The sequence below is a fragment of the Sorangium sp. So ce381 genome (assembly GCF_051473845.1).
GTDB classification, from domain to species: Bacteria; Myxococcota_A; Polyangia; order Polyangiales; family Polyangiaceae; genus Sorangium; species Sorangium atrum.
On sequence record NZ_CP150336.1, the window covers coordinates 5,497,491 to 5,511,130 of the forward strand.

The window sequence follows — 13,640 nt, forward strand, 5'->3', positions numbered from 1 at the left end:
ATGGGTTTCGCGTTGCTGCCGAGGTGCGGGCTGCTTGGCTGCTGGGTATTGCTGCTCGTGCTGGCACTCGGGGCGCTGGTCGGATGCAGCGGCGCGGGCGAGCCTTCGCAGGGGCCGAGCGAGGTGCTGCGCGCGCGCTTTCCGGAGCAGGTGACGCAGGTGATCGCGGCAGGGGCGGGGTTCGTCGCGACCGGTGAGGGGTTTGTGGCGAGGTCGCGGGGGGAAGTGCCGGGAAGGTTTCGGCCGGCGGGAGAGACGATCGAGGCGGTGCTGCCCGCGAAGGGCGAGCAGGGGCTGCGCTTCCGCGGGCAGCGGGGGTTTGCGTTCGCGGTGCGCGAGATCGGCGTGGCGGGCGAGGCGGCGCTCGAAGGCAGCGCGGTGACGTATGCGCGAACGGGAGGTCGGTCGTACTGGACGGCGATGACGGGCGGGGGCGTGGAGGAGTGGCTGCTGCTCGAGGCGGAGCACGTGACGAGCGATGCGCCGGTCGCCGTGTGGGAGGTGGACGGCGCGGCGCTGCGGCAAGAGGGCGAGGCGGTGGCGGTGGTGGACCAGGGCGGCAGAGCGCGGATGCGGGTCATGGCGCCCGAGGCGCATGCCGACGGGGGGAGAGCGATCGAGGCGCGGCTCGCGGCGCGGGGGCAGCGGATCGAGCTGTGGGTGCAGGCCAGCGGGGAGGCGGTGCTGGTCGATCCGGTGTGGCAGGGGACGGGGGGGATGAGCACCGCCCGCTCTGGTCACACCGCGACGCTGCTGCCGAGCGGGCAGGTGCTCGTCGCGGGCGGCTTTGACTGGGCCTCCGGTGGTCCTCGCGCGAGCGCGGAGCTGTACGACCCTGCAAGTGGAAACTGGCAGCCCGCCGGCTCGATGGGCACCGCCCGCTCTGGTCACACCGCGACGCTGCTGCCGAGCGGCCAGGTGCTGGTCACGGGCGGCTTTGACGACATCTTCGGTGCTTCTTTCGCGAGCACGGAGCTGTATGACCCGGAGACGAACACCTGGCAGCCCGCCGGCTCGATGGGCACCGCCCGCTCTGGGCACACCGCGACGCTGCTGCGGAGCGGCCAGGTGCTGGTCGCGGGCGGCGTTGACGACCCCTCCCTCGCAAGCGCGGAGCTGTACGACCCGACGACGGGAACGTGGCAGCCCGCCGGCTCGATGGGCACCGCCCGCTCTGGTCACACCGCGACGCTGCTGCCGAGCGGGCAGGTGCTCGTCGCGGGCGGCTTTGACCGGGCCTCCGGTGATAATCTCGCGGGCGCGGAGCTGTACGACCCTGCAAGTGGAAACTGGCAGCCCGCCGGCTCGATGGGCACCGCCCGCATTGGTCACACCGCGACGCTGCTGCCGAACGGGCAGGTGCTCGTCGCGGGCGGCCATGGCAACGTCTTCGATGGTTCTCTCGCGAGCGCGGAGCTGTACGACCCCGCGACGGGAACGTGGCAGCCCGCCGGCTCGATGGGTACCGCCCGCTTTCTTCACACCGCGACGCTGCTGCCCAGCGGGCAGGTGCTCGTCGCGGGCGGCGTTGACTATGTCTCCGCCAATTCTCTCGCGAGCGCGGAGCTGTACGACCCGGCGACGGGAACGTGGCAGCCCGCCGGCTCGATGGGCACCGCCCGCTCTGATACCACCGCGACGCTGCTGCCGAGCGGGCAGGTGCTCATCGCGGGCGGCGACGCCTTCGGTGATGCTCTCGCGAGCGCGGAGCTGTACGACCCGGCGACGGGAACGTGGCAGCCCGCCGGCTCGATGGGCACCGCCCGCTCTGGTCACACCGCGACGCTGCTGCCCAGCGGGCAGGTGCTCGTCGCGGGCGGCTTTAACTTTGCCTCCGGTGATTCCCGCGCGCGCGCGGAGCTGTACGACCCGGCGACGGGAACGTGGCAGCCCGCCGGCTCGATGGGCACCAACCGCTATGACACCACCGCGACGCTGCTGCCCAGCGGGCAGGTGCTCGTCGCGGGCGACAGCGGCTCCCGTAATTCTCGCGTGAGCGCGGAACTGTACGACCCGGCGACGGGAACGTGGCAGCCCGCCGGCTCGATGGGCACCAACCGCTTTAGTCACACCGCGACGCTGCTGCCCAGCGGGCAGGTGCTCGTCGCGGGCGGCAACGGCACCGCCGGCCCGCTGGCGAGCGCGGAGCTGTACGACCCGGCGACGGGAACGTGGCAGCCCGCCGGCTCGATGGGCACCGACCGCCGTGATCACACCGCGATGCTGCTGCCGACCGGGCAGGTGCTCGTCGCGGGCGGCGTTGACTACGCCTCCGGTGATTCTATCGCAAGCGCGGAGCTGTACGACCCGGCGACGGGAACGTGGCAGCCCGCCGGCTCGATGGGCGCCGACCGCCATGATCACACCGCGACGCTGCTGCCCAGCGGGCAGGTGCTCGTCGCGGGCGGCGTTGACCACGCCTCTGGTTCTCTCGCGAGCGCGGAGCTGTACGACCCGGCGACGGGAACGTGGCTGCCCGCCGGCTCGATGGGCACCGCCCGCTCTCGTCACACCGCGACGCTGCTGCCGACCGGGCGGGTGCTCGTCGCGGGCGGCGTTGACTACGGCGCCTCTGGTTCTCTCGCCAGCGCGGAGCTGTACGACCCGGCGACGGGAACGTGGCTGCCCGCCGGCTCGATGGGCACCGTCCGCTCTGAACACACCGCAACGCTGCTGCCCAGCGGGCAGGTGCTCGTCGCGGGCGGCGACGCCTCCGAAGGTGATCTCGCGAGCGCGGAGCTGTACGACCCGGCTGGGCGCTGGGCAACCGCGGGGTCAATGCTCACCGGCCGTGTCCACCCCACCGTGACGCCGCTGCCCGACCGTCGCGTGCTGGTCGTCGGGGGACTCAGCCACGCCGGCTACGAGGCGCGCGTAGAGCAGTACGATCCGGCAAGCCGAACCTGGCTCCCGGCCGCCAGGATGAACAGCGCCCGTCACGCCCACACCGCGACGCTGCTGCCGAACGACCACGTGCTCGTCGCGGGTGGCAACAGCTCCGACGGCCCTCTCGCGAGCGCGGAGCGGTACGACCCGGCGAAGGAAACCTGGCTGCCCGCCGGCGCGATGAACCGCGCCCGCACCTACCACGCTGCGGTTCGGCTCAAGAACGAGCAGGTGCTGGTCGCCGGCGGTTGGGGGAGCGGCGGCGCGCTCAGCGATGTCGAGCGATACGACCCGGGCACCGGTCAATGGACACCCGGCGGCGCCATGCAGGCGGCCCGCTGGCAGTTCACCGTGACGCTGCTGCCGAACGGACAGGTGCTGGCTGTCGGAGGCTGGGGAGATGTTGGCGCTCGCAGCGACGCAGAGCTGTACGACCCGAGCACCGATCGCTGGGAGCTGGTTCCCGCAGCGATGAGCAACGCCCGCACCGGCCATAGCGCCACGCTTCTGCGGACGGGTCACGTCCTGATCGCTGGAGGCGCGGGTAGCGATGGCGTCCTTGTCCGGGCAGAGCTCTTCGATCCGGAGACCATGTCCTTTTCGCTCGCGGCGCCCATGCGCCATGCGCGCACGGGCCATGTGGCCACGGAGCTGCCGGACGGACGGGTGCTGGTCGCGGGTGGCGCCGACACCGGCGGCCCGCTGGCGAGCGCGGAGCTCTACGACCCGACCGCGAATGTCTGGCACGACGCCCGCTTGTTGAGGACGCCCCGGAGCAAGCCCGCGGGGCTGTTGCTCGACGATGGGACGGTGCTCGTGGTCGGTGGCGTCGGTGCGGGCGGGATCCCGCTGGCCACCGCCGAGCTGTTCGAGCTCTTCTCCAATGGCACGCTGTGCCGCCAGACGGCCGACTGCCAGAGCGGCTTCTGCGTCGACGGCGTCTGCTGCAACGCGGCCTGCGACGGCTCCTGCGACGTTTGCGCGGTCACCACGGACATCGCCCTCATCCCCATCGGCGCCCGGATCCCAGGCACCTGCGGGCCGATTGACGACGTCGCCTGCGACGACGGCGACGCGTGCACGCAGAGCGACGTTTGCCAGGGCGGCGTATGCGTGGCCGGCGAGCCGAAGACCTGCGCATCGCATGCGTGCGACAAGGTCACAGGACAGTGCCTGACCCTCTGCAAATCGGTCCGCGATTGCATGGACGGCAAGGTCTGCGACCGGACGCATCAGTGCGTCGATGCGCCGCCGGACGCGTACCACCACGACACCAGCGACTGCGCCCTCGCTGCTCCCGACGCCCCTCCCCCCTCGCCCCGGGCGCTGACGGCGCTCTTCGTGCTCGCCCTCGCCGCCCTGGCTGCCCGGCGCCCGCGCGCCGTGGCATGAAGGCGCCCGCGATCGATCGCGACACGGGAGACCCGCCGACCCCGCATCCACGCCCGTAGCGCCGAGGGGAGGGTCTGCGCGGCGGCCGCGGGTGGGCGCGATCCAGCACCGACCGAGGTGCCATAAGGTCCCTGCAGGCTCCACGTCTCAGGCGCGCCTTGTGTGGCGCGCGACGAAACGTCCCAGGTGGCATGGCCCGAAGGGAGACATGCCGGGTGGTGTTTCATGCGCAAGCTCCCCCGTCCCCGTCTTGGCGGATGGCGAGCGCCCACCCGCGGCCGCCGCGCAGACCCTCCCCTCGGCGGGTGCTCCCAGGAAAGCGCCCCGGCCCCGAGCGCCGCCCTCACCTCTCCTTCGCGACACGAAGCAGGTCCCGCATCGTCGACCGCGGGATATCCGCAAGCCGCGCCGCGGCGCTGACGTTGCCGCCCACCTCCTCGAAGGCGCGGAGCGCATCGGCGGGCGTGATCTTCCGGCGGACCGGGGGCTCACGATCGGCGATGACCGCCGTGATGTGCTCGGGCAGCACACGGCCGTGCGCGCGCAGCGCGGCCTGAATCAGCACGTTCCGCAGCTCCCGGACGTTGCCTTGCCAGCGGTGCGCCCTCAGCGCGGCGAGCGCCCCAGGGGACAGCTGGCGCCGGCCGATCTCCGAGCTCGCCAGGAGGTGCTCGGCCAGGAGCGGGATGTCGTCGGCCCGATCGCGCAGCGCGGGGAGCTGGATACGGCACACCGCCAGGCGCTCGTAGAGATCCGCGCGGAAGCAACGCTCGGCGACGAGCGTCTCCAGCGGCTCGCAGGTCGCGACGATGAGCCGCACGTTGATCTGCATCGCCCTCTCTGCCCCCAGCGGGCGGACCATCCCCTCCTCCACCACGCGCAGCAGCTTCGCCTGGACCTCCAGCGAGAGCGCCGCGATCTCGTCGAGGAAGAGCGTCCCGTGGTTGGCCTCGACGAACGCCCCCTGACGCTCCCGAACCGCGCCGGTGAACGCGCCCCGACGATGGCCGAAGAGCTCGGATTCCGCGAGCTCGCGCAGGATCGTGGCGGCGTTGAGGACCACGAACGGCCGGTCGGCCCGCGTGCTCTCCGCGTGGATCGCCCGGGCCACGACGTCCTTGCCCGTGCCCGACTCGCCGCGCAGCAGCACGGGGAGCTGGAGCGGCGCAACCCGCCGGACCGCCGCGGCGAGCTGTCGCATGGGCCGCGAGCGGCCGATGAGACCGGGGAGCGGCGGCCCATCCTCCTCGATCACCGGCACTTTTCGAGCCGACTCGACGCACATCGCCGTGCGACCGATCTCGAAGCAGCCGCCAGGGACGAGCATCGCCTGCCGCACGCGGACGCCGCCGACGCGAACGCCGTTGCGAGAGCCGAGGTCCGTCACCTCGATCGAGGCGCCGCGGTGCGCGACGCGGCAGTGCCGGGCGCTCACCGCGGCATCGTCGAGCCTCACGTCCGCAACCGGAGCGCTGCCCAGGGTGAGCTCGGCCCCGGGCGCGACGGCGATGCGCACCGGAGCGCCTCCGCCGGGGTGCTCGCAGCGGAGCCACACCGTGGCGAGCACGTCGCTGTCGTCCACGAGCTCGAGCGTGACGTCCCGGGTCGAGAAGGGCTCGCCACCGCGCACGCCAGGGTCCGATCGATCGCCGGGCGCTCCGGCGAGCGCTCCCGGCAGCGCCATGAGGGGCGCGGCCGGCGCCGGCGGCGGCGCGGACGCCGCCCTATCGCGGCGAGCAGAAGTGAGGGGTCTGGAAGGGCTGTCGTGGTCGCTGCAGATCGGTGCGTTGTCCATGTCCAGGAGGTCTGTCGTCGGCACGCGAGGAGCAGTTGCGTCGAGTCGCGTCGCCCGCACCCCCCGGGCGACATTCCTGCTCGTCGGCGCGCGCCCCCTTTGCGCTCGGGACCGCGCTGTTCTAGAGGCCGTTCGTGAGATCGCGCTCGACAAGGTGGACCGCGCCGGCGCTCGGCGTGGCGGCAGCGGGCTGGGTGCTCTCGGCCAACCAGGCCCTCGCCCAGCCCGCAGATCAAACGACGGCCGCAGCCGAGGTAGCTGAGGAAGAAGAGGCCGGGCCGGAAGCCGGGGTGAAGCGCCCCGCCGGGCCCGACGAGCGGAGCGGACACCTCCTGCTCCAGGGGCGGGCCGCGTACAGCCAGCCGTTCGGCGGCATGGCCGCCGGTCAACCGGCCACCAACACGGTCTCGGGAGGGTTCGCCTTCGGCGCCAACCTCGGCATCGGCTTGAGCCGTGTGACCGTCCTGGAAGCAAGCGGCTCCTACACCCTGCTCCCGGCAGCGGCAGGCTGCAGCGACTGCTCCGGCCGAAGCCTCGACCTGGGTCTGGGGTTCGTCTACCACGTCGCCCAGGGGATCGCGGTCGACCCCTGGATCAGCTACGGCGTGGGGTACCGGCGAGCGGTCTTCACATGGCCGGAGGCCTCGACGGCCGGTTCATCAGCGACCGATCACGTGTTCCACGGTCTCGATGTCGCCCGCATCGCGCTGGGCGCCGACTTCTACCCGGCGCCGATCCTTGGCGTCGGTGTGTTCGCCGAGCTCGACGCCGGCACCTACCTCTCGCGCCCTGACGAGGGCTCCGACCCCACGGCTTACGGATTCTTCCAGATCGGTGTGCGCCTCGCGCTGGATCCCCTACCCCGGGGCACGCGACCACCGGCGGCCTCGGCCGGTACATCACCGAGGATCGCCGCTCAGGCGACCGGCTCCCAGGGAGCAGCCCGCCGCTAAAGCAGCCGGAATGTGGGCGGTCGAGAGCGAGGGGCAGGTATAATCTGCCGCGAATGGGCGAGTTCAGGACGAGCAGCCGCACCCGACCCGTCGCGGCTGCCGTGACCGACGTAGGTCGCCAGCGAAAGCACAACGAGGACAACGTCCTCGTGAAGTCCGAGCTCGGCCTCTTCGTCGTGGCGGACGGCATGGGCGGGCACAACGCGGGCAACGTCGCCAGCGCGCTCGCGACCAAATCGCTCGACAACTTCTTCGAGGCGACGCGCGCCGGCAGCCTGCCGGGTCCCGTCCCGGCCGACGAGCAGGAGCTCGATCCGGAAGCGCGGCGCATCGTCGCGGCGATCCGCAAGGCGAACCACGATGTGTTCGTCATCTCGAACACGTACACCCAGCACCAGGGCATGGGCTCGACGGTGGTCGCCGCCTACGTGTCGTGCGAAACCGAGCAGATCCACGTCGGGCACGTCGGCGATAGCCGCTGCTACCGGATCCGACACGGCGAGATCGAGCAGCTCACGAAGGACCACTCGCTCATCAACGACGCCCTCGCGCTCAAGCCCGACCTGAGCCAGGACGAGCTGGCGAGGCTCCCGAAGAACATCATCACGCGCGCGCTCGGCATGAAGGACGCCGTGAAGGTCGACATCCGCTCGGAGCCCACCCAGCCCGGCGACGTCTTCCTGCTCTGCTCGGACGGGTTGAGCGGGATGATCTCGGAGCAGCAGATGCTCGATGTGGTCGACATCACCCAGGATCCGCACGAGGCCTGCGAGCTCCTCATCGAGATGGCCAACGAAGCGGGCGGGACCGACAACATCTCGGCGCTGATCGTCCGCATCCAGCTCGACGCGCAGGACGAGCGGCAACCGAACAGCGCCGAGCTCGACGACACCCGGCCCCTCCACGTCGATGAGTTCGGCGACGCGCTTCCGCCCGCGGTGGTCAACGACGCACAGCTCCCGGGCGAGGAGGTCGATCTCGACGCGGCTGCCTCGTCAGACAGCGAGCGCATCGCGGCGCACCAGATCCACTCCATCGCGGACAACGGCCTGCGGAGCCAGGCCCACGGCGCGCCTGGCGCGGTGTCGCGCATGGCCGCCGCGCCGCTCACGGATCGGCGCTCGCGGGCCGCCGCTGGCTCGGGCCGCTACGCTGCCGTGACGACGGCGGCGAGGCCTCCCGTGAAGGAAGCCCCGTCATCGAAGCCCGCGAAGCGCCAGACCGAGGTGCGGGTCGCGCGGTGCGCGCACTGCAAGCACGAGCTCTTCATCGGCAACCGGTTCTGCGTCGAGTGTGGCGCCCCCATCAAGCCGTGAGCAGCGCCGCGGGCGCTTCGTCCACGTCGACCTGCGCACCGCCCCGAGCGCCGGTCGCGCGCAGCGGCCGACGCAGCGGGGCCGACGCAGCGGATCACTTGACCGCGAGCAGCTCGACCTCGAAGACGAGGGTCGAGTTCGGCGGGATCACGGGCGGGAAGCCGCGAGCGCCGTAACCGAGCTCCGGCGGGATCGTCAGCTTGCGGAGGCCGCCGATCTTCATCCCGGCGACGCCCTGATCCCATCCCTTGATCACCTGCCCGGCCCCCAGCTTGAACGAGAAGCCCTGGCCGCGGTCGCGCGAGCTGTCGAACTTGTCGCCGTTGGTCAGCGTGCCGACGTAGTGCACCGTCACGAGCTGGCCGTGCTTCGCCTCGGCGCCTGTGCCTTCCTTGAGATCCTCGATCCCGAGCTCTGCTTGCATGGTCGATTCCTTTCGGCGCGATGGGAGGAGCGCTGCGCGGTCGCGTCAAGCCGAAGCAGCAGACGAGCTCTCCGGACGAGCGCCCGCGAGCGCAGAGACGCTCGGGAAATCGTGGCTCAGCCGCCGAAACCGGGGAACGTGAACACGGGCGCGCCTCCGGTCATCCGCCAGGTGTTGGCGGTCTGCTGGACGACGGGCTGCCGCAGCAGCGGGTGCGGGTGCGTCTGCTCGAAGGCAAACAGGATCGAGGCGGGCGTGAGCTGATCGAGCGACGCGAAGAAGCCGAGCGTGAGCATCGCGCCCCCCTCGGTCCAGCGGTACCCCTGCTGCCGCGCGCCAGCGGAGAGCAGGTTGTTCACGCCCGCCACGTCCGCCGCGATCTCGTTCGGCTGGTTGAAGATGGGGAGCGTGCGCGACAGCATCCGCCCGAGATCCGCGGGCGTGACGCCCCGGCTCCCCCCCTGCCCGTTCGCGCAGCCCGTGTGCCCGAGGTGGTGGTGGCCGAGCTCGTGGCCGAGGACGAACGCGAGCTGCTCGTCGTAGAGCTGGCGCTGCCGCTCGACCTTGCGCGCGTCCGTGTGCTGCACCGGATCGACGAAGCCCGCCGGCGGCCGGATGATCGGCTGCCCAGGCCGCTGTCGCTGCGCGAGCATCCGCAGGAACTCGTCGAGCTTCCTCGTCCCGAAGACCTCGTCGGTCGCCTTGAACTGCGCGATCTGCGCCTCTACCTCGAGCAGCCCGTCGGTGATCGCCATGAACGGCATCCGCTGGTCGTCACAGCCGGCGAACGCGTTCACCTCGCCCACCGTCGGATCGGCGATGAACGGGATGCCCCTCACCTTCTGCTGCGAGGCCGCCGGCAGCGCGCCGATCAACGCGCCCATGACGACGCCGGCCTCGGACTGGAGCCAGCCGATGTTGATGTCGTTGATGGGATCGCCGAGCACCGGCAGCCCCGGCATCGTGGGCACGGTGAAGGTAGGCGCCGGCACGGGCCCGGTCTGCGCCGGCGGATACCCGGGCTGCTGCGGATACCCGGGCTGCTGCGGGTACCCGGGCTGCTGCGGGTACCCGGGCTGCTGTGGAGGAGCACCCTGCTGGGGCGCGCCGTACGGAGGATAGGCCTGGCCGTACGACGGCTGAGACGCAGGCCGGCGCGAGCTGCCTCGCTGACAGCCTGCGACCAGTCCGAGAGCCAGAACGAGGGCGCCGATCGGTCGAAGCAGATTCATCGCCGCGAGCATAGCGCACGGCGAGGGGGTCATCCTCGCCGCGGCGCACGCAAGATCTCGGCGCGCGGCCGCGGTCCGCGGCGCGCGCCGCGGCGCCGCGATGAGCCGAAAGCCGGGCGCCGGGCGTCAGGCGCAGGAGGACCGATGAACAGACACCGTGCCTGGTCTCCCGCAGCCGCCACCCTGTGGATCAGCGCCGCCGCGCTCTCGGGCTGCGGCGGAGCCTCCGTCGCGCAAGCCCCCGCGGCGCCGGAGGCCGCCGGTGCGACCTCGATGTCGCCGCACAAGGGAGGCTCCATCGAGACGGCCGACGAGGCGCTCGCGGAGCTCGAGCGCGCGGAGGACGAGCTCGATCAGGCGATCGGCGCGCCCGCGCAGCGCGACGAGGGCCGGGCCGTGGCGGAAGCGGCGCAGCCGGGAGCGCCGCCGCCGGCGGCGCCTTCACCGCCGAGTCCGATCGTACCCGACAGCCGCACCGCGCCGTCACCGCGGGCGACGGCCGCCGGCGGCGAGCCCCCGGCCAAGAAGATCGAGGCCGAGCCGAGGTCTGCGCCGCCCTGTGAGACCGCGTGCCGCGCGCTCGCGTCCATGAGCCGCGCCGCGCAGCACCTCTGCGGGCTCGCCGGCGATGCGGACCAGCGGTGCGATGCCGCGCGCGCCCGGGTCAAGAGCGCGACGGACCGGGTCGAGGCGCGGTGCCCGCGCTGCGCCGAGCTCTGAGCCTCGACCAGGGACGCACCGCCGACGGCTCCAGCTCGACCTGAGCGGCGCTGCCGTCATGCACAGCTGTACCCACCTCGAGACGGGCCGAGCGCGCCTCCCGCTCGGACGACGGCGTCAGGGGCTCGGCGCGAGGAGCTGAAGCAGCCGCACATTTTTGTACATGTCCCCGAGCGAGCCCGCCGCCGCATGGCCGGCCTTCGCGAGCAGCTCGATCTCCTCGGGGCGCACCTCCGCCTGCACCGTCAGCCGGCCGGCGCCCGGCTCCACGGCGAGCGTCGCGCGCTTCGCGATCTCGGCGAGCGCCGCCCCGGGCTCCGGTCCGACGAGCGCCTTCAGCGCATCGACGTTCGCGCGCTTCTCTTCGAGGAGCTTCCGGAGCTCTTCGGCCGCGTCGGCCGACGCGGCGTCGATCGCGACGGTCACCGAGAGCCCGCCCTTCGTCGAGACGCCGACGGTGACGGCGCGCGGGCCCGTGGAGCCGGTGAGGATCGCGCGGAGGCTCGGCTTGCTCTCGGAAAGGAGGGCGACGCCCAGGAGGGGACGATCCCACCCGATGTGCGCGAGGCGCGACGTCGCCTCGTCCCGGCTCGCCAGCGACGTCCCGGCCTCCTCGGCGTCGATGCTCGCGCGGATATCCGGCTCGGCGCCGTACAGCAGGATCGACCCGTTGCGCACGGCGATCGCGTCCTCGCCGGCGCGGAGCAGGTACTTCACGCCTTTGTACTCTGCCTGGACGTAGCTGTGCGTCGCCAGGCGCTCCGCGAGCTTCTGCTCGTTGAAACGCCCGCGCGCGACCACGAGCGACGGGGCGACGACCAGCTTGTCGACGTCGAACCCGAGATCGATGCCCGTCGCCTTCTTGATGTCGTCTCGGGTGCGCTCGATGTGCAGCCGCACCGAGCCCCCCTCCGCGCCGAGCGCCTTCAGGTCGATCTGATGAGGGTCGACGATCACCACGCCCGGGACGCTGCCTTGGACATATTCGAGCAGCGATTCGTCTCTCGGGAATGTTGCAGCGCGGAGGTGCGCCACGCCGAAGCCGAGGAGCCCCGTCTGCTGGGCGAGGACGACGATGAGCACGAGGCCGACGAGCACGATGTACTTGGCCTTGCCCCGCTTCTTCGTAGCTCCGGCGACCTGGACCGGCTTCGACGCGCTCTCGGTGCTCATCTGTGCTCGCTGCGCCCTCTCTGGGATGCCGCACGCCGCCAGGGCCCTGCGGGGACCGCCTCCGCAGGACCGCGAGCGCCGCTCGTGGACCCGGGGCGCGCTGCGGCAGAGCATAACCGGAAGCGAGACGCCGGCCAGGCCTTCCGCCGGGGCCGCTGGCCGGTTAGAACCGACGCGACGTGCCTCGATCCTCGTCCTCCGATGGCGGCGGCGCGCTCGCACAGCCGAGCGATAGCTCCGTGCTGCCCGCCGCCCTCGGCCGCTACCACGTGCAGCGCCTCCTCGGCGAGGGAGCGATGGGGCGCGTGCTGCTGGCGCACGATCCGCTGCTCGATCGCGACGTCGCGCTGAAGCACCTGCGCGACGACCTGCGCATCCCGCGCGACGTCCGCGAGCAGCTGATCGTGAGGATGCGCCACGAAGCGCGCGCCGCCGCCCGGGTGACCCACCCGAACCTCGTCACGCTCCACGACGTCGGCGAGGACCCGGACTTCGGGCTCTACCTCGTCTTCGAGTACGTCGAGGGGCCGACGCTCAAGCAGCACCTCCTCGAGCGGCCGCTCTCGGCGGCGCAGGCGGCGCGCCTCGCGCGCGAGCTCGGCGAGGCGCTCACGATCGCGCACAGGGCAGGCATCGTCCACCGCGACATCAAGCCGGAGAACATCATCCTCTCGATGAACGGCGGCAAGATCGCCGACTTCGGCATCGCGCGGATCCCGGACTCGACGCTGACGCACCAGGGAGGGCTCATGGGGACGCCCGCGTACAGCGCGCCGGAGACGTTCCGCGTCGGGAAGTTCTCGCCCGAGAGCGATCAGTTCTCGCTCGCCGCCGTCATGTACGAGGCGATCTCCGGGAGCCGCGCGTTCCCGGGCGACGACGCGGTCTCGGTCGCGTCGCGGATCGCGACCGACGAGCCGCCGCCGATCGCGAGGGAGCTCGGCCTCCCGCCGTCGCTCGATCAGGTGCTCGCGCGCGGGCTGTCGAAGCGACCCGAGGACAGATACCCGAGCTGCGACGAGTTCGGCGCCGCGTTCGCGAACAGCCTCGAGTGGGCCGCCTCCAGCCAGATGCCGAGGCGGATGCTGGACAGCGCCGTCACGGCGACGCCGGCGCTGTCCGCCGAGCCAGCCGCGGTGCGCGCGGATCCGCTCGACATCAACTTCCCTCCCCGCGAGCGGAAGGCGGGGCAGATCGCCGTGGGCGCGGCCGTGGTCGTGGCCACGGCCGCGCTGCTCCTCCACACCGCGCTGCGATCTGCAGACGCGCCCGCCGAGGAGCCCGCCGTCGGAGCAGCGCCGATCGCGTCGTCGGCGACGACGGCGCCGCGACCGCGCCCCGCGCCGTCGACGCGGCCTGCGCGCCCGAAGCACGACCCCGCCGACACCACCGCGCGCGCGACGGTCAGCGCGGAGCCCAGCGCCGCGGAGCCCAGCGCCGCGGAGCCCAGCGCCGCGGAGCCCAGCGCGAGCGCGCCGGGCAGCGCCGCGCCCTCGCCCGTGTCGACCGCGCTCCCCGAGGACGAGCAGGCCGCGGACGCCGGAACACCGGAGACCGACGACCTCGACGTCCCAGAGACCACAGAGCCCGGCGCGCAGGACGCCGGTGGTGCCGATGCTGCTGCGCGTTGAACGCGTGACATCGCGGATGCGTTGTCACGCGGAAAAAACTCCCGTAAAGGAGCCCGAGTAAGCACCGTCGCTGTCCTGCACGGCCGACGTCAAGCGGCTCGCTGGGTCCATCGCAGGA

General features: G+C 72.3%; 9 protein-coding genes. 5 read left to right on the forward strand and 4 right to left on the reverse strand.

The window, feature by feature from the left end; genetic code table 11:
- On the forward strand, positions 1 to 4,278 hold the full coding sequence (locus WMF29_RS20685) for a kelch repeat-containing protein (RefSeq protein WP_437330483.1): 4,278 nt from the start codon (positions 1 to 3) through the stop codon (positions 4,276 to 4,278).
- 343 nt (positions 4,279 to 4,621) lie between these two features.
- Here the strand turns inward: WMF29_RS20685 and WMF29_RS20690 are convergent, their stop codons facing one another.
- Complete coding sequence (locus WMF29_RS20690; RefSeq protein WP_437330484.1) at positions 4,622 to 6,073, reverse strand: sigma 54-interacting transcriptional regulator; 1,452 nt, start codon at positions 6,071 to 6,073, stop codon at positions 4,622 to 4,624.
- Positions 6,074 to 6,207: 134 nt separating this feature from the next.
- Here WMF29_RS20690 and WMF29_RS20695 point away from each other — a divergent pair, with 134 nt between their 5' ends.
- Positions 6,208 to 7,026: a hypothetical protein gene (locus tag WMF29_RS20695; protein ID WP_437330485.1), complete on the forward strand. Its 819-nt coding sequence runs from the start codon at positions 6,208 to 6,210 to the stop codon at positions 7,024 to 7,026.
- Between the two features lie 53 nt (positions 7,027 to 7,079).
- A complete protein-coding gene (locus tag WMF29_RS20700; RefSeq protein ID WP_437330486.1) occupies positions 7,080 to 8,342 on the forward strand; it encodes a Stp1/IreP family PP2C-type Ser/Thr phosphatase in 1,263 nt (420 codons plus the stop codon).
- Positions 8,343 to 8,436: 94 nt separating this feature from the next.
- On the opposite strand, the gene WMF29_RS20705 is transcribed toward WMF29_RS20700, so the two are convergent.
- Positions 8,437 to 8,766, reverse strand: a complete 330-nt coding sequence (locus WMF29_RS20705) for an FKBP-type peptidyl-prolyl cis-trans isomerase (RefSeq protein WP_012236426.1) — start codon at positions 8,764 to 8,766, stop codon at positions 8,437 to 8,439.
- 116 nt (positions 8,767 to 8,882) lie between these two features.
- On the reverse strand, positions 8,883 to 9,998 hold the full coding sequence (locus WMF29_RS20710) for a M48 family metalloprotease (RefSeq protein WP_437330487.1): 1,116 nt from the start codon (positions 9,996 to 9,998) through the stop codon (positions 8,883 to 8,885).
- A gap of 144 nt (positions 9,999 to 10,142) precedes the next feature.
- Between WMF29_RS20710 and WMF29_RS20715 the strand changes: the two genes are divergently transcribed.
- Positions 10,143 to 10,718, forward strand: a complete 576-nt coding sequence (locus WMF29_RS20715) for a hypothetical protein (RefSeq protein ID WP_437330488.1) — start codon at positions 10,143 to 10,145, stop codon at positions 10,716 to 10,718.
- Positions 10,719 to 10,835: 117 nt separating this feature from the next.
- Here the strand turns inward: WMF29_RS20715 and WMF29_RS20720 are convergent, their stop codons facing one another.
- Positions 10,836 to 11,891, reverse strand: a complete 1,056-nt coding sequence (locus WMF29_RS20720) for a hypothetical protein (protein ID WP_437330489.1) — start codon at positions 11,889 to 11,891, stop codon at positions 10,836 to 10,838.
- A gap of 179 nt (positions 11,892 to 12,070) precedes the next feature.
- Here WMF29_RS20720 and WMF29_RS20725 point away from each other — a divergent pair, with 179 nt between their 5' ends.
- Positions 12,071 to 13,522, forward strand: a complete 1,452-nt coding sequence (locus WMF29_RS20725) for a protein kinase domain-containing protein (RefSeq protein ID WP_437330490.1) — start codon at positions 12,071 to 12,073, stop codon at positions 13,520 to 13,522.
- Positions 13,523 to 13,640: the final 118 nt, after the last annotated feature.